The sequence below is a fragment of the Spirosoma arcticum genome (assembly GCF_054779955.1).
The window spans coordinates 109,057-132,497 of record NZ_BAAGXG010000011.1 but is presented as its reverse complement, the minus strand read 5'-3'; the positions used below and the strand labels follow the sequence as shown (position 1 = coordinate 132,497).

Annotated in this window: 31 protein-coding genes; 22 read left to right on the top strand and 9 right to left on the bottom strand. The window is 50.7% G+C overall.

Translation table 11 applies throughout. The annotated features are described in order from the left end of the window. Positions 1–9: 9 nt before the first annotated feature. Positions 10–882: a cysteine synthase CysM gene (gene cysM, locus ACYVHB_RS23350; RefSeq protein WP_461054217.1), complete on the bottom strand. Its 873-nt coding sequence runs from the start codon at positions 880–882 to the stop codon at positions 10–12. A 282-nt stretch (positions 883–1,164) separates the two neighbouring features. Here cysM and ACYVHB_RS23345 point away from each other — a divergent pair, with 282 nt between their 5' ends. Then, the gene (locus tag ACYVHB_RS23345; protein ID WP_461054216.1) at positions 1,165–1,608 is read left to right on the top strand and encodes a LytR/AlgR family response regulator transcription factor; all 444 of its coding nucleotides are present in this window, start codon (positions 1,165–1,167) and stop codon (positions 1,606–1,608) included. A 78-nt stretch (positions 1,609–1,686) separates the two neighbouring features. On the opposite strand, the gene ACYVHB_RS23340 is transcribed toward ACYVHB_RS23345, so the two are convergent. Next, positions 1,687–3,390, bottom strand: coding sequence for an AMP-binding protein (locus ACYVHB_RS23340; RefSeq protein ID WP_461054215.1), 1,704 nt, complete (start codon positions 3,388–3,390; stop codon positions 1,687–1,689). Positions 3,391–3,572: 182 nt separating this feature from the next. Between ACYVHB_RS23340 and ACYVHB_RS23335 the strand changes: the two genes are divergently transcribed. Then, positions 3,573–4,943, top strand: coding sequence for a tyrosine-type recombinase/integrase (locus ACYVHB_RS23335; protein ID WP_461054214.1), 1,371 nt, complete (start codon positions 3,573–3,575; stop codon positions 4,941–4,943). A gap of 10 nt (positions 4,944–4,953) precedes the next feature. Here ACYVHB_RS23335 and ACYVHB_RS23330 read toward each other — a convergent pair whose 3' ends face one another. From ACYVHB_RS23330 to ACYVHB_RS23300, 7 genes are all read right to left on the bottom strand, one after another. Beyond that, entirely contained in the window at positions 4,954–5,169 is a 216-nt protein-coding gene (locus ACYVHB_RS23330) for a DUF2158 domain-containing protein (RefSeq protein WP_461054213.1), read from the bottom strand. Between the two features lie 96 nt (positions 5,170–5,265). Beyond that, positions 5,266–5,688: a hypothetical protein gene (locus ACYVHB_RS23325; protein WP_461054212.1), complete on the bottom strand. Its 423-nt coding sequence runs from the start codon at positions 5,686–5,688 to the stop codon at positions 5,266–5,268. Between the two features lie 660 nt (positions 5,689–6,348). Then, positions 6,349–6,978: a hypothetical protein gene (locus ACYVHB_RS23320; RefSeq protein WP_461054211.1), complete on the bottom strand. Its 630-nt coding sequence runs from the start codon at positions 6,976–6,978 to the stop codon at positions 6,349–6,351. Between the two features lie 71 nt (positions 6,979–7,049). Beyond that, positions 7,050–7,229 carry a hypothetical protein gene (locus ACYVHB_RS23315; RefSeq protein WP_461054210.1) on the bottom strand — a complete coding sequence of 60 codons (180 nt, stop codon included), beginning with the start codon at positions 7,227–7,229 and terminating at the stop codon, positions 7,050–7,052. 239 nt (positions 7,230–7,468) lie between these two features. Further along, positions 7,469–7,795: a hypothetical protein gene (locus tag ACYVHB_RS23310; RefSeq protein WP_461054209.1), complete on the bottom strand. Its 327-nt coding sequence runs from the start codon at positions 7,793–7,795 to the stop codon at positions 7,469–7,471. An 88-nt stretch (positions 7,796–7,883) separates the two neighbouring features. After that, positions 7,884–8,891, bottom strand: a complete 1,008-nt coding sequence (locus ACYVHB_RS23305) for a hypothetical protein (protein ID WP_461054208.1) — start codon at positions 8,889–8,891, stop codon at positions 7,884–7,886. A 23-nt stretch (positions 8,892–8,914) separates the two neighbouring features. Next, on the bottom strand, positions 8,915–9,604 hold the full coding sequence (locus ACYVHB_RS23300) for a helix-turn-helix domain-containing protein (RefSeq protein WP_461054207.1): 690 nt from the start codon (positions 9,602–9,604) through the stop codon (positions 8,915–8,917). Between the two features lie 98 nt (positions 9,605–9,702). On the opposite strand from ACYVHB_RS23300, the gene ACYVHB_RS23295 reads away from it, so the two are divergent. The 20 genes from ACYVHB_RS23295 to ACYVHB_RS23200 all read left to right on the top strand — a co-directional run bounded on the left by ACYVHB_RS23295 (position 9,703) and on the right by ACYVHB_RS23200 (position 23,388). Beyond that, entirely contained in the window at positions 9,703–9,903 is a 201-nt protein-coding gene (locus ACYVHB_RS23295; RefSeq protein WP_461054206.1) for a hypothetical protein, read from the top strand. A gap of 6 nt (positions 9,904–9,909) precedes the next feature. Next, a complete protein-coding gene (locus tag ACYVHB_RS23290) occupies positions 9,910–10,197 on the top strand; it encodes a helix-turn-helix domain-containing protein (protein WP_461054205.1) in 288 nt (95 codons plus the stop codon). Between the two features lie 18 nt (positions 10,198–10,215). After that, positions 10,216–10,437, top strand: a complete 222-nt coding sequence (locus ACYVHB_RS23285) for a hypothetical protein (RefSeq protein WP_461054204.1) — start codon at positions 10,216–10,218, stop codon at positions 10,435–10,437. Between the two features lie 64 nt (positions 10,438–10,501). Beyond that, positions 10,502–10,747 carry a hypothetical protein gene (locus ACYVHB_RS23280; RefSeq protein ID WP_461054203.1) on the top strand — a complete coding sequence of 82 codons (246 nt, stop codon included), beginning with the start codon at positions 10,502–10,504 and terminating at the stop codon, positions 10,745–10,747. Further along, the gene (locus tag ACYVHB_RS23275) at positions 10,744–11,316 is read left to right on the top strand and encodes a hypothetical protein (protein WP_461054202.1); all 573 of its coding nucleotides are present in this window, start codon (positions 10,744–10,746) and stop codon (positions 11,314–11,316) included. The genes ACYVHB_RS23280 and ACYVHB_RS23275 overlap by 4 nt, the downstream gene beginning before the upstream one ends. Before the next feature lie 52 nt (positions 11,317–11,368). Continuing rightward, entirely contained in the window at positions 11,369–12,145 is a 777-nt protein-coding gene (locus ACYVHB_RS23270) for a YopX family protein (RefSeq protein WP_461054201.1), read from the top strand. Continuing rightward, positions 12,142–12,405: a hypothetical protein gene (locus ACYVHB_RS23265; protein WP_461054200.1), complete on the top strand. Its 264-nt coding sequence runs from the start codon at positions 12,142–12,144 to the stop codon at positions 12,403–12,405. The genes ACYVHB_RS23270 and ACYVHB_RS23265 overlap by 4 nt, the downstream gene beginning before the upstream one ends. 35 nt (positions 12,406–12,440) lie before the next feature. Beyond that, the gene (locus ACYVHB_RS23260) at positions 12,441–13,148 is read left to right on the top strand and encodes a hypothetical protein (protein WP_461054199.1); all 708 of its coding nucleotides are present in this window, start codon (positions 12,441–12,443) and stop codon (positions 13,146–13,148) included. Further along, positions 13,141–13,821: a hypothetical protein gene (locus tag ACYVHB_RS23255; protein WP_461054198.1), complete on the top strand. Its 681-nt coding sequence runs from the start codon at positions 13,141–13,143 to the stop codon at positions 13,819–13,821. The genes ACYVHB_RS23260 and ACYVHB_RS23255 overlap by 8 nt, the downstream gene beginning before the upstream one ends. Positions 13,822–13,863: 42 nt before the next feature. Further along, the gene (locus tag ACYVHB_RS23250) at positions 13,864–14,790 is read left to right on the top strand and encodes a hypothetical protein (RefSeq protein ID WP_461054197.1); all 927 of its coding nucleotides are present in this window, start codon (positions 13,864–13,866) and stop codon (positions 14,788–14,790) included. After that, positions 14,787–16,331: a DEAD/DEAH box helicase gene (locus tag ACYVHB_RS23245; RefSeq protein ID WP_461054196.1), complete on the top strand. Its 1,545-nt coding sequence runs from the start codon at positions 14,787–14,789 to the stop codon at positions 16,329–16,331. Before ACYVHB_RS23250 ends, ACYVHB_RS23245 begins: the two co-directional genes overlap by 4 nt. Further along, on the top strand, positions 16,328–18,568 hold the full coding sequence (locus tag ACYVHB_RS23240) for a VapE domain-containing protein (RefSeq protein ID WP_461054195.1): 2,241 nt from the start codon (positions 16,328–16,330) through the stop codon (positions 18,566–18,568). The genes ACYVHB_RS23245 and ACYVHB_RS23240 overlap by 4 nt, the downstream gene beginning before the upstream one ends. Positions 18,569–18,923: 355 nt before the next feature. Then, positions 18,924–19,319, top strand: coding sequence for a hypothetical protein (locus tag ACYVHB_RS23235; protein ID WP_461054194.1), 396 nt, complete (start codon positions 18,924–18,926; stop codon positions 19,317–19,319). 18 nt (positions 19,320–19,337) lie between these two features. Beyond that, positions 19,338–19,712: a hypothetical protein gene (locus tag ACYVHB_RS23230; RefSeq protein WP_461054193.1), complete on the top strand. Its 375-nt coding sequence runs from the start codon at positions 19,338–19,340 to the stop codon at positions 19,710–19,712. Between the two features lie 9 nt (positions 19,713–19,721). Then, a complete protein-coding gene (locus ACYVHB_RS23225; protein ID WP_461054192.1) occupies positions 19,722–20,126 on the top strand; it encodes a hypothetical protein in 405 nt (134 codons plus the stop codon). A 24-nt stretch (positions 20,127–20,150) separates the two neighbouring features. After that, complete coding sequence (locus ACYVHB_RS23220) at positions 20,151–20,519, top strand: DUF5681 domain-containing protein (RefSeq protein WP_461054191.1); 369 nt, start codon at positions 20,151–20,153, stop codon at positions 20,517–20,519. Next, a complete protein-coding gene (locus ACYVHB_RS23215) occupies positions 20,500–22,008 on the top strand; it encodes a terminase large subunit (protein WP_461054190.1) in 1,509 nt (502 codons plus the stop codon). Before ACYVHB_RS23220 ends, ACYVHB_RS23215 begins: the two co-directional genes overlap by 20 nt. Before the next feature lie 14 nt (positions 22,009–22,022). Continuing rightward, positions 22,023–22,313, top strand: coding sequence for a hypothetical protein (locus ACYVHB_RS23210; protein ID WP_461054189.1), 291 nt, complete (start codon positions 22,023–22,025; stop codon positions 22,311–22,313). Positions 22,314–22,444: 131 nt separating this feature from the next. Then, entirely contained in the window at positions 22,445–22,654 is a 210-nt protein-coding gene (locus ACYVHB_RS23205; RefSeq protein ID WP_461054188.1) for a hypothetical protein, read from the top strand. A gap of 32 nt (positions 22,655–22,686) precedes the next feature. Beyond that, complete coding sequence (locus ACYVHB_RS23200; RefSeq protein ID WP_461054187.1) at positions 22,687–23,388, top strand: hypothetical protein; 702 nt, start codon at positions 22,687–22,689, stop codon at positions 23,386–23,388. The last annotated feature ends 53 nt before the right edge of the window (positions 23,389–23,441 follow it).

Below are 23,441 nucleotides of genomic sequence, written 5' to 3'. Positions count from 1 at the left end.
CAGGTTAAGCTATCCAAACAAATCTGACGACAGGTACCGGTCGCCCCGGTCGCAAATGATGCAGACAATGACGCCCGACTCCAATTCCTGTGCCAGCTTGAGCGCGGCCCAAACCGACCCGCCACTGCTCATTCCGGCGAATACGCCTTCTATGTTGGCTAACTTCCGGGTCATCTGGGTAGCATTCTCCGCCGACACCTCAATAATCCGGTCGACACGCTGCGGCTCAAAAATTTTAGGTAAGTACTCCGTTGGCCACTTCCTGATACCGGGTATGGAGGAGCCATCGGTGGGCTGGCATCCTACGATCTGCACGTTTGGGTTTTGCTCCTTTAAATACCGCGACGTACCCATGATAGTGCCGGTCGTGCCCATTGACGAAACGAAATGCGTTACCTGCCCGTCCGTATCCCGCCAGATTTCGGGACCGGTTGTGCGGTAATGTGCTAAGTAGTTATCGGGGTTGGCAAACTGGTTGAGCATCAGGTAGCCGCCCTTTTGCACCTGCTCATCGGCATAATCGCGGGCACTTTCGATGGTTTCGGTCAGGACCACCTTCGCGCCGAAGGCTTCCATCGTCAGCACCCGCTCGTGGGTGGAGTTTTCGGGCATGATTAGCTCGATGTCGATGTCGTAGAGCCGCGCAATCATCGCCAGCGCAATGCCTGTGTTGCCGCTGGTGGCTTCGATCAACGTCATGCCCGGCTTCAACTCGCCCCGCGCCAGAGCGCCCTGGATCATACTGACGGCGGCCCGGTCTTTTACACTGCCTCCCGGATTATTGCCTTCGAGTTTACCGTAAAGTTTGACATTGGGATTTGTATTCAGACGATTCAATTCAACCAATGGTGTATTGCCGACCAGATCAAGCAAAGTTGCCATGCGAAAGAAGATATTCTTGTTTCTTTCTGTGAAGGATCAGACCACCCAATAAGTTCGCCAATGTGGGTATCCGCCCTCGGTAGGGCGGTAACAGAAGGCTATATGAACATTCTTTACAGGATCTACACCAAGTCTATATTCAGCGTATATTTTTTGATGGCCGCTAATTGCTTGATACTGAATTTTGTGTAAACTTGCTGTTGCTGACGCACATGGGTAGCGTTCCTGACGTTCCGGTCTGCGCTTCGGCTTACTTATTCACACCTTTAATACATCCAGATCATGAAAGTAGCTCTGCTGACGCAGCCGCTTACCCGTGCGCACGTTGCGCAAATTGCCGACCAGTTTGCCATGCCCGACCTTCTGCTGCCGTTCTGGGGGCATCGCAAAAAAATGCCCATGCACCAGATCGTCCGGTTGGAGGGTGAAGGAAACTACACGCTGTTCCACTTTGCCGATGGCAGCCGGTTGATTGTGTCGCTGACGTTGAAAAAGATGGAAAGCCGGTTGTCGCCGAAAGTCTTTGTACGTTCCCACAAAAAAAACATCGTCAACCTGCTGTACTTGGCCAGCATTCACTCCGATCCACAACAAATGAGCATCAGCCTTGTCAATGGGGATCGGGTAGATGTGTCGCGCCGAAAGGCCAGCGGTTTCATGAAGCAGGTGAAAGGATTTCAGCAGTCACTGATTAGTCTTAACACTTCGCAGTCTCGGCTGGCATAGATGATGGCCTGAATGTAAGTTATGCGTTCAACAAAAAGTGCCGACCCGCAAGAGTCGGCGCTTTTTGTTGAACGGTTGCTATTTCTTTTGCTTTTCCAATTCCTCATCCCGGAGCGGGCGACGAAGAATCTTGCCAACGTTCGACTTGGGTAGCTCGTCGCGGAACTCAATCATCCGGGGCACTTTGTAAGGCGTCAGGTTCTCACGGCAAAACGCAGTGATCGTTTCGGGTGTCAGAGCCGGGTCTTTTTTTACCACAAAAATCTTCACAACCTCGGTCGATTTTGGGTCGGGAACGCCGATGCAGGCCACTTCCAGCACGCCGGGGCACTGCGCCACTACGTCTTCAATTTCGTTTGGATACACGTTGAAGCCCGACACTAAGATCATGTCCTTTTTGCGGTCTACGATCTTGAAAAACCCGTCTTCGTTCATCACGCCCACGTCGCCGGTCTTGAGCCAGTCGCCGAGCATTGTGGCGGCTGTTTCTTCGGGGCGGTTGTAGTACCCGCTGAACACCTGCGGCCCCCGCGCCACAATTTCGCCCGGTTCGCCGGTGGCTGCGTCGGTGCCGTCTTCCCGAATGATCTTCATGTCGGTGCTGGGCCAGGGAACGCCAATGGTGCCCACCCGGACGGTGCCGTCGATGGGGTTGGATGACAGCACGGGTGAGGTTTCGGTTAGCCCGTATCCTTCGCAGGGAGTGTTGCCGGTGAGTTTGGTCCAGCGGTCGGCGACAGCCGTTTGCAGTGCCATACCACCGGCCGATGTAACGCTCAACCGGCTAAAGTCTACCTCACCAATGCGCGGGTGATTGAGCAGTCCATTGTAAAGGGTATTGACGCCAGTGAAAGCGGTGATCTTATGCTTTTTCAGGTCGTCGATAAAGGCATTCAGGTCACGGGGGTTGGTGATAAGCAGGTTCATTGCGCCACTCTTCAACGCGGCTAACGCATTGGTGGTCAAGGCATATACATGATAGAGGGGCAGGGCCGCCACAATTATTCCGTCACCATCGGGCACGCCCCCCGGCTTCATCCAAACGTCCTGACACTCCACGTTGGAAATAATGTTCCGATGGGTGAGCATGGCCCCCTTCGAGACACCGGTTGTGCCGCCGGTGTATTGCACGAAGGCCAGATCGGTGTTCTTGATATCGACCGGTCGAAACGGCTGTTGACTGCCCCGACTCAGCGCACTATCGAACGAAATGGCATCGGGTAGATTATACGGCGGAACCAGCTTTTTGACGTATTTGACAACGGCGTTGACAAGCTGCTTTTTAGGAAAGCCCAGCAGATCGCCCAGCCCCGTAACAACGACGTGCTGAATGTCGGTGCGGGCCAAAATTTTTTCTAAGTTTCCCGCAAAGTTGGTCAGAATTACAATCGCCTTCGCCCCCGAATCTTTAAATTGATGCTGCATCTCGCGGGGTGTGTACAGCGGATTCGTGTTGACTACCGCCAACCCGGCCCGCAACGCGCCGAACATAGCAATCGGGTATTGGAGCGTGTTGGGCATCTGAATAGCAATACGGTCGCCTTTTTGCAGCTTCAGGTCATTCTGGAGAAACGACGCGAACTGCCGCGACAACTGATCGACTTCGGCGAACGTGATTTGCTTACCCATGCACGAATAAGCGGGTCGATTGGCGAACCGGGCGAAGGCTTCCTCCATCATGGCCGCCAGCGACGGGTAAGCGTCGGGATTGATTTGGTGCGGAACGCCTTTGGGGTAATAGCGAAGCCAAGGGTGGGGGTTTATGGTCGATTGCGTTTCCATACCAGGATTGTCTGTTTTTTAGCAAAAGTCATTCAGCTTACTCGTTCACTATCTGAATCGGGCTAATGCGTTCATAAACACGGCTCAGTTACTTTATTGATTACTTTGAATAACGGGTAAGCGTAATTAAAAGTAGCGTTTCGTTTCAGTAATGTTTCAGTAGTTCGTAGCTTTCGGATGCTATGACCTACAATATTGAACTGACCGACAAGCCCGACAAACGGGGACTGCATCACGTCATGATTCGTCTTCATGCGAAGGGTCATAAACCGGCCCGTATCCAAACCAGCATCGAACTCGAACATAAGCACTGGAACACCCGCCGAGTCTGGAGCAAGTGGGTGCGTAGCTCCCATTCACATTCCGATAGTATAAACGCAAAAATCGTTGATGCGTACAACAAAACTAAGGAAATTGTTCAATCCTACCTTGACACGAATGCTGATCTGACGCCTGCGCAGTGCAAAATTCGCTACGAAGCGGGCGCGGTAACGCTCCTTCGCCCGCACCTGACGCCCGCCGGGGTGAATCCCGAACTTGCCAGGGTAACGCTGAATGCCCGCCAGTATGAATGGAATGCTTTTCTAAGGTGGGCCGGGGAGGACCTGGCCATTGAGCACATTACCCCCAAGCTCATTGACGACTATAAACGAAAGCTGCTCGATGAGGGTAAGCAGCCCAGCACCATCAACACGTATATTTCGTGGCTTAGAATTCTCTACGAGACGGCCCAGAAAAAGCGGGGCCTTAGCAAACGCGAGATTCTGTCGGCTTCGCCTTTTTTAGAGTGGGAGAATTTGACCACCAAGCCAAAAGCCAAGGGTCGACTCAGCAGCGCGGGCGTCAAGGACCTGGCGGGTGAGGAGTTTAGCTTTTACCGACGGGGCAGGAAAATGGGCAATCCCGGCCGTACGTTCTTTAACTTCCGTGACTGGGGGCGCTGGTGCTGGCTGGCCTGCCATTATCAGGCGGGGATGCGCATTGGTGATTTGATCCGCAGCCGTTACGAATGGTACGAGACAGACGCCGAAGGCTACCCCGTCCGGCTCCGCTACCAGATGCAGAAGAACGGGCGCTTTATCAGCATCCCTTTGGCCAGCCCGATCCGGGCGCACCTGCGGCTGATCTGGCTGGCGGGGTCACCACCGGAAAACTACGTCCTGCCGTTTCTCGACAGCAAAGCCAAGTACGCCCGCTATCGAAGCTACGAACAGATCCGGGCTATGCCGATGGCTGAAGCGGGGGCGCTGGCTACCCGGCTGGGCAGCATCACGCTCCAACTCAACCGGGGCCTTAGCGAAGCGGTTAAAGCGATGGGCATTACCGTGCAGGGCGGCAAGCGACTGACTAACCACACGGCCCGCCATTCGTTTGCCGATAAGCTCCGGCAGGCCATTAAAGACGGCAAGACCGATGCGAAGGGCAGGGCCGTAACTACGTTTGACGCCAAGGATTTACTTGGCCACGGACGGCTTCAGACGACGGAGCTGTACTTTGGCGAGATTGATCAGGAGTGGCTGGACTCGGCCATGGATGCGCTATCGGGGGAGTGAGGAAAGGAGGCTACACTAAACTGCCCATAGTGTAGCCTCCTGCAGAATCTGCGTTGTCGGCTACAATTTTTAATGATTCCACTGCAAAGAGGCCTTGTTGTAGTTTCTCACCTTCAAACCACTGACACGTGACCGTACTGTTTAGGGGATTAACGTACCTGATTGTCATAACTGGGCTTCCGATCTTCAATTTCACGGATTTGCCAACCTGTATTTGATCTTCCATGGTTGTTAGCGAGTTGAAGAGTTACGTACGGTTTAATAAGTAGGTGTGCTTAGCCGACGGCTCGGCCGGTAAGTTTACTTCACTGCGCTCAGGTCGCTACCGAGCGCCCCGTTCGACATAGTTGGTTAACGCACCACCTTGCCGTTTAAGTCTGTAATAACGACGAGCCGGTGTCTGGGCTTCCACCTTATCGTTTCCTTTCAAGAACTCTTTATTCTGTTTCTCCAGCGAATTTTCAATATCCCGTATACGGCTTTTGGTTTCGGCCAAGTGAGCATTCTTTTTTTCAAGGAATGTATAGAGCAGATAAACCAGTACGACCAGCAGAATCCAAATCGCTTTATCACCGATGGTACTCAAGCCGCTATCCACTGCTTGGACCTGGATTGTTACGGATGCAATGGAAAGGCAGTAAACGTAGCAGTGCTTCAAAGGGGGCAGTTTTAGGTTACTTTGAAGCAGGAACGAAAATTGTGCCAAAGAGCGACCCGTTGATAAAGAAACGCCGGACACGCGCATTGACCGTTAACGAACAAATACAACCTTTTTGCGGCCGTAATCCAGTAAATAGGGTTTCTTTTCAAAACCCCCTGAATAAGGTGCGTTTTGTAAGTTTACTCTATTAATAAGTAGTCACTTAGCTTGATCGTCGCCCAAACGTTCGAGTTGTTTTACTGACTGGTTATGAGCGATACTAAAGCAACGATTCGCCTACTGACTACGCTTTTTATTCTTGACCAATACCTGGATGTTGGCCGCAGGCGAAAGGTTAATGATCTGCCCCACCTGAATCCGGCAATCACCGATGACGCAAAGGTGGTGATTCAACAAATTGAGTCCCGTTTGAAGACGTCAACCGCATAGGCCCCCCTGCCTACCTACTCACAAAGAAACGCCGGACGCAGTGCATCCGGCGTTTGACTACCTTCCGTAACTTGTACTATATCGCTTAAGTACTAATAGTCGGTAACGTATAAGCTACGGATTGGTTAGGTAAGTAACTCGTTTATTTAGGCTGGGGCGCTGATGCGTTTCACCTTGGCGCTGATAATAATTATTATGTATCTTGTTCAGCGGGAGCACTTCATCGACCAGTTGCCGGACGTGATTTGTTACTAAGGAGTTGATAGGATGGAAAAGGCGTTTAGGGTGTGGATAAATGAAGATAGAGGATGAGAATTACTTTGGTATTTCTTCGGGCTTTAGCTGTGACCCGTTAATTGGCGGTTCAGTGTCGTAGTGATAAACCCAATAGGTCTTTACGTAATCTTGTTCTGCATCTTTTGCCCATATAATAGTTTTATCTTCATTTAGAATGCATTCGTAAAATATTACTTGCTTTCTACTAACATTCAAAAATTTATATTTAAGTAAAAAAGCCATTTTCCCATAAGTCATCTCTCCCTTAACTGGCTTAATCATTAAATCATAAATCATAGATTTAGTCTGCTCTGAACCTAGTCTCTCAACATCAATAAAGATGCTTTTGATTGTTGCATTTGCTATATGCCCTCCCTGGCTCATTGACATCGTATCAATTAGACAATCAATTGTAACATCTTTAATTGGAAAATAGCTTAAGTTTCTTAATTCAAAGATAGATTCAAAAGGACGGGTTCGACTTATTGAATTTACTTGTTCAAACTCTACTTTTGGTGTCAAATAGTCAAAAATGGTAAAGCCAGTTACGCCACTAAAAGTGCCTAAAAGAAATAAGGCTAAGCCAGATGCTGTTTTAAAAAGTTGAAAAACTTTATTTAAAAAAGAGCCTTTCTTATTGTTAGTTGAAGCGCTCGCAGGTGGCTCCATAAAATAAATTGGTTTAGATTGACAACCCGCCCTCACCCGAAGGTGGGCTTTTTTGTGTACTGTTAATTTATTTATTGAGGCGGTGGACTGCCTGGTGAGGTTCCCCCACTACCACCACCCGTACCCCCGCCACCAGCCCCTCCGCCGGGCGGAATGGGTTGATCAATTCCCAACTTATCCTTGATCTTCTTGAGATCATCCAGCACGGCTCTCAATAGCCGGATCAATTCATCGTTTGTTGCGGATTCCATAGTTGTAAATAATTAGGTGTGTTTAGCTGACGGCTCAGCTGGTAAGATACTTGAAACTTTTGAAACTACGGTGGCTATCTTCTATTCGCTCTCAAAGAATCGCCCCCAAAGAAAGGCCGGACGTGTTGCGACGCGTTCGGCAGTGAAAGTACCAGCTTTGGTTTTGGTGAGATTGAGGAGCCGAAAAGTTCTGAATGGCAGGATACGGACGGTCGCTCAAATGTTCATATTAAATTTATCTAACTGCCTGACCTGGCGGTCGTGACCGGGGCACGGTCAGTATCCCGGTCACGACGCTCTTCGAGTAGCTGAATCGTCTTCCACTTCTCACCGATGGCTACCAGGTCGGTCATCAGCCGGGTGGTGCTATAGATGATGTTGGTATGGTGCTTATCGATGGAATACTCATCGGACTCGTCTTGAGTAATATTCTGCTCCAGCCAAGCGTCGAAGAGTTCTCTGATTAGCAAAACCGGTCCGGATATATCTCCACTGTCAATGAGCCGATTGATAGTGTTGTGTAAATCTAAATAGTGTTTTTTAATGTTAGTGTCGTGTACGTTCATGACCTGCTACTATTTTTAGTACAGGTCAAATTTGGGCAAGGATTTACTTGCAATACTTGCTGCAAGTAAATAGCAAATACATCGCAACTTACTTAGAACTTAGAAACGCACTGATCTCTTGGGCATGCAGATGAATCTGCAATTTCTCAGCTTCGCTTTCTCCGCTCAACGTATTTATAGTGCTACCTAAAAATTGCCTACTGCCTACACTGTCGAATGTTTTGGTAAGTGCCAAATGAAGTTGTGTAGTGTAATTTAACGCTAATCTTTTAATCAGTTTTAAACTTAGTAAAGCAAAAAGCATATACACGAACTGCTTGGGATTTGTGCCTTTATAACGATTGATGAGAAATGGCATCAAGTGCTCTCGACATGATTCATCAATATACGTATCAAAACCAATTATCTTTGCGGAGACAGAATTGTCGTTTGTGTCAGTTTGTTTGATTGAACCCGTCTGAGACTGAATATCAGCTTGCCGTTTGTCGGGCATGAATTTTAGATGAGACGAAGCTATCCTTTCCGCAATCGTGGGGAAGAAAGTCGCGTAATAGGGGCCTCTATCGGGTAAAAATTTTTCGTGTGATGTTGCATGAGGCCCTAATATAAATATTACGTAATCGTAAATTAACTCAATTTCTGAAAGAAAAAACTTATATCTCATACCAAGTTCTTCAAAGCTTTCCCTTGTTTGAATTTCAGCATTTTTATCTACCCAATTCATAACTTTCAAATAAAAGATATGACTTTCCCCAAAATTAAAATGTATCGCCCCAAGAATAGACATAAAAGACATTAACTTATAATAATAAAATGTTTCTTGTGACTCTCTATCAAAACTCAGTAGGTTATTTATAATCTCTTCATGTAATTTATGTCCAAGTGTTGGATTAGCTATTTCGTTTGGGAACTCATCGATATTTAATTCTCTAACGTTATCTAAAATTTTTTGTAAATCAGTAATTTTGTATACAATAGTGTCATTTTCTTTATCTATCTCAAATGGCACAGTATACCAAATAGCGTCAAGATTTGCACTGGATTTCCTCAAAAATTCTAACAATTCAGTTAGTGCTATATTGCTGTAAGCTGACATCTATTTCTGAGTTTATTTGATCCTTAAATCTGTTCCTGACTGACGATCATCTTGACGGCAAATAATCGAAGTACTTTTTCTTTAGGACAATCTATATCATCGAAGTCTGCACTATCGCTTTTCAGTAGATAATGATCTGCTTGGTTGTGTTTACGCACAAATCTCAGCCATCGGTTTTCGGCAGTAACAACTAAAAACAGGTCGCCGAACTGGATCAAGTCTCTGTCTTTTGCCTCTTTACAGACAATGATAGATCCGGGCTTAATTTTAATAATCGTTGAATTGCCCACCACACGGCAACTGAAATCACAATCTTCAGTGCCTGGAATAGCTAATGTACTGGTCGCTGTACCTGCAAACGAGTCTTTGTTGGTCCAATCAAATGCGAGAACATCTACGTCATAGAATGGGACATTTCCTTTAGTGAGTGACCCTAAAGCCTTCGCTTGAAAACGCTGCATCTCCCTCCGGTCCAGTAGTTGTACCTCTTCTAATATTGATATCTCAAACTCTTCGCGAGTAACTCCGAAGGCCTTGGCTATAGCTTCGGCTGTCGCTCGCGAAGCTGAATTATTACCCAGCTCTATCTGAGCAATGGCCCCTCTTTTCACCCCAGATAACTCTGCTAAACGGTCTTGAGACCATCCTTTCGACTTGCGAATGTTAGCCAATGCTTTGCCGTGTAATATTTTATTTCTTTCCGAGTCTTGCATTGTAAGATTATGTTATTACATTTGCTATCACAATAGTAAGGCAAATGTAACACATGGATACAACAACTCAAGCCCCAATAACAAAATCTTACAATTCATTGAGTGAACGACTGACGGTGGCTTACAAAGATGTTTCGCCGAACCTTCGACCTGCTGCCGCCCGCGCGTTTTGTCAGGCGCATCATATCACCGACAAAACGTTTCGGGCAAAGCGTTGCGGTCAGGAAGGGTACGCCGTGACAATCAGTGAATGCGAATGGATGGAATCGTACAACCCTTATGCGGTCGTACCGGCCTAACGCCCTATGGATCTTCTCCAGGCCTTTGCTGAACTGCCCGCGGTGCTGAGTCGGCTTCAAATCACGCTCGATGCCAACACGAAGGCATTGCAGGATGCCACCGAGCAGCTGGGCAACGCCCGCTACTACGAAGCCGATGCCGCTACTTACCTCGGCGTGGAGAAAAAGACGATGTATCACTACCGGCTCCGGGGGCTGGACTACGAAAAAGTAGGCCGTATCATATCCTACCGGCGCAAGGACCTGGACGCCTGGCGCGAAGCCGGAAGCGTCCGGCGGGAAAGTGTATCCTAATCAATAAGCAGCAATACCATGAGCGCAAAATCAGCAAGACGGAACCGGCAGGCGCTGTCCCAGCACACCTTCCCGGAACGAATCGAAGAACACGGTCACCGGTCAGCATCCTATCAGGTCCAGGTTGACCATACACGGCGCATCCGGGGGCTCTCGAAGAGTCAGGCCATCACCGTGCAGGATGCCATTCAGCGGTATGGCAGAAAATTAGGATTGGTCCAGAAGCCGAAGGGCCAGTAAAAGACAAAACCCCGGCGAAGGACGTCGGGGCCAGTGCAGTAACCAATTAAACAATGTAAAGATAATGGAAAATCTTCTGCAACCAGCGGCCGCTGGCGAAACGGACGTCGGAGCTTTCACCGCCGAACTTGACGCCCTCACCCGGCGGCACGGCATCCAGAATTTTGCATCCTACGGCGTGAGCCCGTGCGGTGAGGTGATTGTCAGCTACGTCAACGAAAACGCTCTGGTTCGGGCGCACAGCGCCTTCCACGAAAAGTACATCTCTATTCTCAATACGGTAACGAGTCAAACCCCTTTACACCAATGAGCAATTTCCCAACATCTGCTAATGGCCGCGTCTCACCTAAAGAGGTCGAAGCAGTCAATGAATACGAGCGGTTTGCTGACTACATGAAGCAGACCCAATTCAACACGTACGCCGGGGCGTCCGAAATTTTCATAAAGGCTAAGTCCTGTCTGCGCTCATGGTACACGGCCGCTTTCGTTGAGGACTTCAATTTACAGGACTCTGGTGGACGTTGCCCGGTCGAACAGCACAAAAGTTTCGTGCTCTGGGAGAGTTTGCTGGACATCATCAACTGGCTGATTATCGAAGACGTTCCCAATGGCGAACGGGAATCTGGGGGCAAGTTTTTGCAGGGCTTCTCAAAAAAGGTTTTATGGCATTTTGGGCAGTCAGACTACAATATTGAGAAGTTAGTTGAGGTCCAATGCAGACTTCACTATTGGTGGGGAATGATGCCCCAGCGGTGGGAAGACAAAGCAGACGAGTGTTCCGCCTACGACCACGGCATCTCCTTCTGCTACTTCGATGACCTGCTCGATCACGTCATTCTCTACCATCAGGACGTCCTGCGGGGCGAATTCTCTTACTAATCATTGACCAAGGGGGTAACGATCTGTCACCTCCTTCAATCTCCCTACTTTCATGCGATCTCTTGAATTCCGTGCGTGGCATGTGCCAACGCAAAGGCTATTTTCTGCCCTATCCTTTACCCCAACGCGGGTTTACGAACTACTTGAACCGAGCGAAAACCCCGATTATCCCTCCGACGTATACACAGAAGCGTTCCGACGCGAAGACTGCAAACTCATGCAGTGGACCGGACTGATTGATCCCGATGGCGTAAAGATTTTCGAGGGTGATGTGCTGGCCATCAACCCGGCCGAAGACGTACCGGGTGATGTTACGCTCTACGTTGAGGTCGTCTTTCAGCAAGGATGTTTTGGTACCATCATTTTAGGCGGTGACCCTGCCGATGACAACGACTTTGAAGCGTTTGCCACATTCAATCACTTAACGTATACGGCCAACGTGCACAGTGAACGGGTGGTCGGTAACGTGTTCCAGTTCATTGCTCCATCGGCTGTCACCCTGCCCGATCCCGTAGCCTCCGAACCGGCCAAGCTCAACCTTGGCAAGCGGGAATTGTGCCAGGCGCATCAGGCGCTACTGGCGTGGCAGAACGCATTAGACGAATTTGATTTTGATGCTGAGCGGGGGAATAAGCCCCTCACCTATCAGGCTCACTTTACCTGGCTTAAAACGCTTCAGGGCATCCCGCCCGCCGAAAAGAACAAGCTGTTTGTCGTCCTGCGCGATAGGGCCGCTAACCGGGACATCTACTGGGATGCGCCAACGATGAAGTTCTACGAGCCGGTCAGTGATTCAGCGATGGAGGTTGGTGAGCTGGCTACGGCATGAACCCGCAGCCCGATGAGGAAGATGACTTCCTGACTCCCGAACGGGTATTCTCAGCCTGTGGAACGGTCCAGCGGAGTAACTACCGGCGAGGCTGGACCGGTCATGATTACCGCATCAAATGCGGACGCTACAAAGCCAAGCTACTCTCCGAAGTAGATAACCAGAAGTGGATCACCTGGGCGCTCAATCGGTGGTACGATGAACTGTTGCCACCCCTGCGCCGGGCGCTGATCGACCAGCTTAACTCACTCCACACGTGAATTGAGCAAAACAACCAAACAAAATCACTAATCAAATGGCACTTATCAATCTCACTCTAATTAGTGAAGTGGTCATGCAGGCGCTTCACCTGAGCTTTTCAAATCACCGGGATTACTTCAACTGGCCCCAGGATGCTGAGCATCGCCATGACCAGCACACCTACCAACTGCTTAAGACGTACGAACAGGGAAGCAATTTGCAAAAGCAACTGGTCCGAGTTCACAAGGTATGTTCTGACTTCTCAGCGGGAAACGTTCAGCCCTACATTGATGAACACCTGGAGTACTGCCACCCCGAAGACGACCCCTTCGATCCGTTCCACATCATGCAGTTCCCGTTTGTCAGTAACGACATTCACAACCTGCCCCCAGCCATTGAGCAGTACGCCGAACTGGTCATTCTGGCAAGGGGGTTCACAACCATCAAGCGGGCGCAGGATGAAGCGTTTGAGCAGTTCTTCGGCGGATTGACCAAGTACTACGTCGGTACGGATGAAGCGGGCGAAAAGGTCATGGTTCCAACGACCGACATGCCCGAAGAATTCATTCATCAATCGGACATCAACCGGCAAATCAAGCACGTCGAGGTTGAATACTGCTTAGATGGCTACAATGACTTTTACGCTCAGGCCCTCGCGCTGATCGAAGCGCACCGCCCATTGGGTGACGCCAAAGAGTGCGCAGCCAAGATACTGGCCCTGTTTGCGCCGTGGGAAGCTAAAACCGATCAGGGCAATGGGTAAGCACATTCCAATCGTACTGCCTCCCTTCAAGCTGGATGCCATTCTACACCAGCAGGCCACGCAGTTACGGGTACCCCTTTCACCCCAGCCTGCCCCGCACCTGACCGCGTTTTATCCGCCGTCGACCTACCGCAAAGGCTTTGAATTCTACGATGACAACCACTGGGCGGGGGCTGAGATTCGCAAATACCCCGAAGTACACTGTCCGTATGGGAAACCTCATGATCTGCTCTACGTGCAGCAAGAATGGAGCACCATCGGTGAGCGGAGTCAGGACTTTATACTTAAATCAAAAACGGTAGCAGGCAGCTTCACCGACCGCAACCGTAAGCCCTGGCAGCCGCCGGAAACCATGCCTAAGGTCCTCGCGCAATACTGGCTTAAGGTAACCAGCGTGAACGTAGAGCGGGTGCAGTCAATCAGCAAAGCAGCCGCCCGCGCCGAAGGTCCGACGCCTTTTCCGGAGGGCAACCTGAAGGGATTCGCCCCCGCTTTCATCGACCGCTTCACCAAAGGGGACGTTTACCCCGGCGGCAGTCCCGAAGACCCGACGTACGTGCTGGGCACCCGGCCCGCCTTTCAGCAGTGGTGGCGGGCGGTGCACGGTCCTGATGCGTGGACCGCCAACGACTGGGTCTGGGTGGTCAGCTTTCAATTAATCACCCCTTTGTAATCAATTAAAACCCGTAACCGGGCCTTGGCTGGCCTTACCCGCATGAATCAGGAAACCAATGTTTTAGAATTGATCGACCCCGATGTGCTTCGTCTGGCGTCTACCGAGACTGAGATTGCCTATACCCCCGACACCTTCAGCGTTCCCGGCTCAGACGGGCTCAACATTACGGTTGAAGACATTACGCCGGAACTGGCCGGGGAGTTTCTCACCCGCAACCAGAAGAACCGGCCGCTCAACCAGAATCACATCGCCTTTCTGGCCGCTCAGATGCGGGCCGGGGCGTGGCAGTTCTCAGGTGATCCGATCCGGTTCAGCACCAGCGGTCGGCTGCTCGACGGACAGCACCGGCTGTCGGCGATCATTGCCAGCGGCACGACGCAAAAAACAATGGTCATTTGGGATTTACCCGAAGAAAGCTTTCACGTCATGGACACGGGCCGGATGCGGATGGCAGCCGACGTGCTTGACATAGCCGACGTACCCAACGCCCGCAAAGCAGCTTCAACGGTTCGCATGATTATCGCCTACCAGCGGGGGCACATCAGCGCTACGCTTAAGAATCAGGGCCGCGTCAGCCACACGGCCGTTACCCACGGCGAAATACTGGAGTTTGTAAAACAGACAGACGTGCAACCCTACCTGCTACGGGCCATGACCTGGTACAAAGAGTGGCGGGTCTTTACGGGTTCGGAATACGGATTCATCTATTACACGCTTTGCCAGATTGATTGCCCGGCGGCTGAGCAGTTTTTAACCTCACTGGCCAGCGGTGCCAACCTGCCGATTGATTCGCCCGTCTTTGTGCTCCGCAAAAAGCTGGAGCAGTACAAGCTCAACAAAGTTTCGTGCTCACCCAGCGAACGGCTGGCGCTCACCTTTAAAGCCTGGAACCTCTACCGGAAGGGTGCCCCCGTAAAGATGCTGACCTACAACTCAGAGCGGGAAGAATTCCCCATCCCCCAATGAGCGCGATCCAACTACGTCCGTTTCAGCACGATGGGGTTGAGGGCATCCGGTCGAACTTCCGGGCTGGCAATAAGAAGGTACTCTTTGTGCTCCCCACCGGGGGCGGCAAAACGGCCTGCTTTTCCCACATGGCCTTTCAGACAATCACCAACGTTCAGCACCCGGGCCGGGTGCTGATCCTGACTGACCGCAAGGAACTGCTTGACCAGGCGAACGGCTCACTTTCCAAATTCGGCATCCGCGCCGAGCACATCATAGCCGGTAATAAAGCCATCAGCAAAACGGCCCGCTGCTACATCGGCATGGTGGAGACCTACCATAACCGGCTGGTGAAAGCCCGTAAGCTGGGCACCTCGGAAAGTGACTGGCTGCTGAGCTTCAATCTGATCGTGGTTGATGAGGCCCACAAGGGGAATTTTCGTAAAACCTTCAATCTCTGGAAGACGCTCGGCTACGCTCCCTACGTCGTTGGCGCCACGGCCACGCCGTTGTCTGCCAAACGCAGTGATCCGCTTAGCAACTACTACGATGCGCTGGTGAATCCGGTGCAGGTGAACGAGCTCATCGAGCAGGGCTGGCTGGTTCCCGCCGTTACTTACGCGGCTAAGGTTGACCGCTCCAAGCTCAAAGCAGACGAGTCGGGCGAATACACCGACGAATCACAGATGGATCTGTTTGCCTCGCGGCAGGTGTACGGCGGGCTGATTGATAAGTACCGTAAATATGGTACTGCTGAGGGGCAGCCGCTGAAGGCAGTCGTCTTCAACGTCAACATCAAACACTCGCTCGAAGTCTGTTCCGCGTTCAACGACGCAGGCATTGCGGCCCGCCACGTCGACGGCAACACCGACGAAACCGAGCGCGACGCGCTTTTTGCCGCCCACAAACGCGGTGAGTTTCCCATTCTCTGCAATGTCGGTGTAGCGACCACCGGCTACGATGATACTTCCATTCGGGTGGTGATTGTCAACCGGGCAACGACGTCCAAAGCGCTCTGGCTTCAGATGGTGGGCCGGGGTGGCAGGCCGCATCCGGGCAAGGATCACTTCGTTTTGCTCGATATGGGTGACAACTACAAAGAATTGGACCTCTGGGAAAACCCCGTTGATTGGGAGTCGCTGTGGTGTAAAGTCCGAAAAAAGAAAGATAAGCTCGACGTAGCACCGGTCAGGACCTGCCCCGAAGAAACCTGCGGGGCTATCATGCCGATGTCAGCCAAGGTCTGCACGGCCTGCGGCTATGCGTTTCCCAAACCCGCACCGGCTAAGCTGAAGGAGGTTGAATTTGAAAAGGTCTCCGACGGGCTTGAGCGGCTGAAGAATGCCCGTAAAGCCGACTGGAATCAACTGGCAGTCGATGAACTCTGGACGCTTGCTGAGATGCGAAAGTATCAGGAAGGGTGGATTCTGCACGTCCTGCGGGAGCGCAGCGCCGACGAAGAAGCCTTCCGGCAGCAGACCAAGCAACTCGAATTATTGAACGGTAAGCGCCGGGGCTGGGCCAAGCGGGTACCCTATAAACTTGACGCACTAACCGTATGAGTACGACAACCAAGATGGCGATTGATGACGTCATGATTTCGTTTTATCCCGACAGCATGGACCCCAGCTCAACGCTTCAGATGAGCGTTCGGGAATACATTGACGGGATTCGGATTGGAACATGGGGTAAGCATCAGGCGTACGTAAGGGCCGCGCTGGGCGACAAAAAAGAATACGACAAACGTAAAAGACAAGGGGGGGGGGCAACGCCGGGCGCTACCTTAAAATACCGGAAGCTCAATGACCACCCCGAAAACCTGATTGCCTACTCCGGCTTTCAGGTTCACGACCTCGACCACCTTGACGCTGATCGGCAGGCGGTTAAAGAACTGCTCACGGTTGATCCGTACGTGTACGCGGTTTGGGATTCGATTGGTGGGGAGGGCCTGTGTTTTCTGGTTCGGGTAGACTCCGACCGGTGGGACGATTCCTTTCTTGGCGTTCAGGACTACATGACTAAAAAGTATGGACTCTTTAGTAAGTTCGACCCAGCGGGTAAAGATGCCAGTCGGTTACGCTATAACGGCTCAGACCCTGATGTTCGGGTAAAAGAGCTTGACCCGCCGATTTTTAAAGAGTACCCGCCCAAGCGTAAGCCGAAAGAGAAGAAGGTATCTCAGGCGTTCATTCACACCCAGGATGATTTTGACTTTGTCTTCCGGCAAATCATTGATTCCGGCGTTGATCTGACCCCTCATTACCAGCAGCGGCTGGCCATCTGCTTTGCCCTCGTGAGTAAGTTCGGCGATGGAGGTGAGGCTTACTTTGACCGGATTTGTCAGAACCACGCTGAGTACGACGAGCGCAAGACGGCCCGGATGTGGAAGTCGGCTATGGGTTACGGTTCGCAGAAGACCACCATTGCTACGTTCTATCACTTTGCCAAGGAAGCCGGGCTCGATATTTCAAGACCCTTCACGCGGGAAGTGACTTCGATTGCTGCAGCTCACAAAAAGCAGGGCGGTACGGTGGGGGGGACGGTGGACACCTTAAAAAAGATGAACGGCTTCGATCCGGCCGAGACGGAGCCGATTGTCAAACAGGTCTACGAATCGAAGGAGGAATTCAAAACTGAAGAGACGCTGTTTAGTCAGCTTGAGATGTACATTCGGACGAACTACCCCATGCGCCGGAATGAAATTACGCGCTACATCGAAGATGATAAAGGACGTGGGTTAGTTGACTCTGACTTCAACGGCATCTGGGTAGAAGCCAATAAGGTGCTGGGTGATAAGCTGTCTGACAAGATGGTCAACAAGTTGATTCATTCACCTTTCATTAAGTCGTACAATCCGATTAAGGATTTCTTTACCGAACATCGGGATCGTAAGCCCGTTGGAGTTATTAAGGCACTGGCGAAAACCATCAGCACGTCGTCTGGCTTCGATGAGGGTTCGTTCATGCCCCAGTATGCCGAGTTCATTATCCGCAAGTGGCTGCTTGGTTTGATTTCGTCAGTCTTCGATGAACACAGCCCCATCGTGTTGGTACTGACGGGGCCACCCAACACCGGTAAAACCGAGTGGTTCCGGCGGCTACTGCCGAGGGAGCTGCACCATAAGTACTTTGCCGAAACGACCTGGCCGGTTCATAAAGACACGGACATTCTGATGGCTGAGAGTCTGATCACCTTTAACGACGAATGGAAAGGAGAGACGGTAAAGAATCCCGAAACACTTAAGGGCTTCGCGTCAGCGGCCGTCTTTTCGCTGAGAGAACCCTACGGCTCATCCAACGTAAAGCGCAGGCGGCTGGCGGTGATGTGTGGCACCTCGAACCGAAGCAGCATCGTGAAGGACCCCGACAACAACCGCAAGATTTTCGGTCTTCACGTCAACTCGATCAACTTTGAGGCCTACAACCGGATTAATAAAACTGACCTGCTCATGGAGGCCTATCACGCCTACATGGCCGAGGAGCGCCACCACCTGACCAATGACGAGATTGCCGACATTGCCAAGAACGTTCGGGGCTTTGAGCACCACACGCTCGAACACGAACTAATTGAAAAGTACTACCGCAAGCCCGAGAACATCAAGGATGCTGAGCTATGCTCCCAGGCTGATGCCGTAGTCTACCTGCGGCAGATGTCGGGTTTCAATAATATTGATAAGGACGTGGTCACCCGAGAGTTCAAAACGCTGGGCTATCCTTATCAGGACAAGTCTATTTGGTACCCCCCTGATGGCAAAAGCAAACGTGGGTACTGGGTTTACCGAAGCACTGTAGCCACTTAAAAACCTCACACCCCTCACAGTTACCGCACAGGGGGTGTGAGGTAACATGTTGACTTTAACTCTTTGAGGGGCAGTGGTTTACTTCTTAAACCTCACACCTCACACCTAAATAGGTGAAATATACATTACGAAGAGTGCTTACATTATCATTGGGGGTATAGATAATAATATACATACCCCTTATATAATAGTAAGAAAACGGGCGTGAGGGTGTAAGGTGTGAGGTTTTAACTATAACTTGCTCATCAACAATACATTAATCACCTCACACCCTGTCAAAAAAGGTGTGAGATTTAGGTAGGGGGTGTGAGGTGCCCAGATTAACAACTCATTCATTTTCAACGAATTATCAATTGTGGTTCGCGTAGACCTATTACCTCGAATACAGTCAGCTCAAGAGTTCTTTGATGCTGACAAGATTTTGTTCATTGACTTGATCAGCTTCGCTACTGCATCAGCCAAGATCAGAAGCGATGTACTTAGGCATGGTGCCATTACAATAGATGGCAAAGTCTACGGTCCTGTTCATTTGTTTGGGTCTTCTGAAAATTTAATGCTTCATGTAACAAAAGGCGTAACTCAACAGGTAGGTAGTTATGGTTTTTTCTATAAATGGGACGGGGACTTAGAGGAAGCAATTAATGCTGGTCAGGTTTTACGTTTTGATCAGTATTATACCGAAACCAAGCCTTACAATTTCGCTTACGAAACCGGATTTTGGGAAGCATTTTTATTAAAGAACAGCCGCTAACTACACTAATAAATTAGTATGAACCCTGCTAACCACAACATAACTCACGACCGGCTGCAAGCTGACTGTTACCAGTGGCACCACAACACCTACCCCGAAGACCGGCACTTAGTCCATGCCAACATCAGTAATTCCGTCGGTGGTCGCTACGGTAATCATAACAAAGCCATTGGCGTTAAACGGGGCCGTGCTGACCTTCAGTACTTCAAATCGGGTAAGCTCTACCTGTTTGAGTTTAAAGTCGGCTACGATAAGCAGAAGCCTGAACAAATCGAATTCATGATTGCTAACACCGATGAGGGAGCCTATTACTTTCTGATTTTCGCTCAGGATGAGTATCAGCGCATTATTGACACAATTCGGCTCAATTTACCTTACGATCCTTTTGCGTAACTTAGAGCTATGAACGGAACTCCTAACGACCCAAGAATTCGCACGTATTCCAATCTGGCTACCAAACTCATTGAAATAAAAACGCAGTTAGCCAACGGATGGACACTTGACTTTTCTTTGTCAGACTCGGGCATCATCGACTTAGTTGATTTAATTATTGCCGGAGACGTAACCACGGAAGGAGTACTCACTGAGGTAATGACGTTTGCCAATGATGTGACCAGAACCGCCGATGTTTTCGGTTTGCCCGTTTCTGGTGATCGGTTCGTTACCAAGTTTGAAGACTACTTTATCATTATGGGCCGCAGGTTCTGTCCCAATGATCAGACCATCGTTATTGAATTTGATTACGACGAAAATCTGAGTAGTGATGAGGACGACGAGGAAGAAGATGATTATACTACTGCATCGTAACGCACCGAGAACGCACCGAACCAAATGGCTAACGAGCAAAACCTTAGACCTCCCTTCCAGCCCGGTCAGTCGGGCAACCCGGCCGGGATGAAGCCCGGCACCCGCCACTATTCGACGCTGCTCCGCAAAGCGCTCGAAGAAGGCGTTGAGGTGGAGATCAACAAGAAGAAAATCACCGTCAACGACGCCTACGTCATGAAGCAGGTGGCCAAAGGTGTAGCCAAGGGCAGCGCCCGCATGATTGAGCTGGTCTTCGACCGCATCGACGGCAAAGCCTCGCAGCACATCGAACACTCGGGCGCTATCGCTAACGGTGATTTGTCGGCTTATTCCGAAGAAGAGTTGCTGGCGCGGCTGGCCGAACTGGAAGGCGATGGTAGCGGAGCTAACTAACCCCGAAATCATCCGGGCCGAACTGCGCCGTCGGCAGGTGGTGGGAACCAAAAGCGAACTGGCCCGGCGCAACTACCGGCATTTCGTGCCATTGGTCAAAGCGGACTACGACATGCAGCCGTTTCATGAGGTAATGGCTGATCATTTGCAACGCTTCGCCATGGGGGAGATTAAGCGGCTCATGATTACCTGCCCCCCTCAGCACGGCAAAAGCGAACTCTCAACCCGCAACTTTCCGGCTTACCTCTGGGGGCGAAACCCGGCCCTTAAGATTGCCCTGCTTAGCTACGGTGCCGACAAAGCCCAGAAGTTCAGCCGCGAAATTCAGCAGGTCCTGACCTCACCCGAGTACAGCCGGATATTCCCACACGTCCGGCTGGCCAGCGGCACCGATGAGGGCATGTCCCGCACGATGCGCGAATTCGACATCGTTGGTACCGGCGGTTCGCTCAAAGCCGTTGGCAGGCGGGGGGCTCTGACGGGTGATCCGGTCGACATTGGCATACTTGACGACCTGTTAAAAGACGAAATCGAAGCGCAGTCGCCCACCATCCGCGAACAGGCATGGGGCTGGATCGGCTCGGTGGTGGACTCCCGGCTGCACAATGACAGCCAACTTCTTTACGTCACGACCCGCTGGCACGAAGACGACCCCGCCGGGCGCTTCTTAGATCAGGACGGCATCTACTCCGAAGACAATCCCGATGGATGGGTACTGCTCAACTTTGCGGCCCTGAAAACGTCGGATTTGATTCCTTACGACGACCGGTTGGTAGGGGAAGCGCTCTGGCCGAAGAAGCACAGCAAGAAGCGGATGGAGAAGAAAAAGCGGGACAGTCCGCTAATCTTCAATGCGCTCTACCAGGGCGATCCCAAGCCCTCCGAAGAAGCCGTCATTTTCAGTAATTGGGTAGAGGTTGATGAGTACCCCCAACCCGGCTTTGTTGACGAAGAGTTCGTCGGGCTTGACTTCGGTTTTTCCAATGACCCGACGGCTGCCACCCGCATTGGCCGGGTGGGAAAGTACCTGTACCTCGATGAGTTGTTTTACGAAACTAACCTGACCAATCAGGATATTTTGGACAGCTACCACCTGACGGGTTTACCCCTGACCTGGGAGGTGATCTGCGATAAGGCTGAGCCAAAGTCCATCGAAGAGCTAAAGCGCGGCTATTGGAAGGAGGGCAGCGTCCGGGTGACGGGCATCAATGCCAAGGGATGTGAGAAAGGACCCGGCTCAATCAACGCGGGTATCTTAAAGCTTAAGGAGTTCACGGTCTGCTATACCAAGCGGAGCCGCAACATCAAAAAGGAGGTCAATAACTATACCTGGAAGATGGCCAATGGCAAAGCAACCAACGAACCGATTGGTGAATGGAACCACGCCCTTGACGGCATCCGGTCGGCTGTGTTTACTAAGTACGCCAAACCGCAGGGCGGTAACTCTCGAGTTCGTACCTACCGATCTAAACCCGGAAGGGTTTACTAATCTTGTTATTAATTATGAAACGATTTAATGACCTGACAAACGAACAATTGATTTTATTACATTCTTTGATTTCGGGCGTTCACCTCTTACCGAGAGGATATACTGTTTATCGGTTTAAGGGGGCGGCAGAAGTACATTGTAATCGTCAGCATTCAGGAGGGTATGCGGCCAAATACTCGGTGGTTTTTCAATACGATACTGGAAACATACTTTTCATTGAAGATGGAAGTCCTGCATTTCCCTACTACATGGGAGAGGCAATCAACAAATGTATTGAATGGGGCATATATCCAATTAATAAATAACCTGTACAATAAAGCACATACCTGCACATCCAAACCCGCAAGGACGCATTAGCGCAATCAAGTATTATATTGTGCCGTTCTTAACCAACCAATTGCAATACCTGCACATCCAAAGCACGGGCAACCAGAACATGAAAATAAAGCTCAGTATAAACCAAAAAACCAAAGACCCATTTCTGTCTGTCCGTTATGAACATGCTGGCGAAACAGATGATGATGTAATGCGTTTATTTAAGGCTTTGTTAAAAGATAATGACCTTGAAATGACAAACGTCGGTGGTAGTCAAATTTACACTTCGTTTTATCTGACACTAAAACCAAAGGTCACTTCCAATGAGTAATTAAGATTTGTTCAAGCAAAAAACCACGCAGAATGAAGAGGTTTAAAGCTGACACCCTGACCTTCCCCTTGGCCGAGAGTTGGGGCGAAGTGACGCTCGATCAGTACATCACCATCACCGACCCCGACGCGCCCACCTCTTCGGAGTTTCTGCTTACGACGCTGACGGGCATACCGGGCGATGACTTCCGGCCGCTACGGGCGTACGACCTCGACTTCACCATCAATCAGCACCTATCGTTTATTACCGAACCGCCTGCTTTGCCTACCGTTCCACCCACGAAAGTGACCATCGGCGGCAAGCTCATCAAGTTGCCCGCTGACTTAGGCGCGGTGGCTACTGTGGGGCAGATGCGCGACGTTGAGTTCGTGGTCAGTTCCCGTCAGAAGGAAGGCGAACCCGTTGATGTAATCACTATGGCCCCGGTCCTGCTCCCCATTTTCCTTTGGTCTTCGCTACGCACCGACGTGTATACCAACCGCCATGCCGCCGAAGCACTATGGGCAGACATCGGCGCAATCAATTGCGTGGAAGGACTGGCCCTATCCGCTTTTTTTTTGAGCAGTTTTTTCAAACCCTCACCTTCTGGCAGGATCAGCGTGGAAACAATCCCCCAAATCCAAACGAGAAGCTGGCCGCAGCGCTTACGCCGGGCCTGTCAGCGTTTGATTCGGTTTACGTGGACGAGCAACTGGCTGCGCTTTTTGGCATTCCCTACAAAGACGTCCGTTTGACGCTGATCTACGACGAAGCCATGAACCGGCTGCTGGCTCAGCAGAAGAAAAAC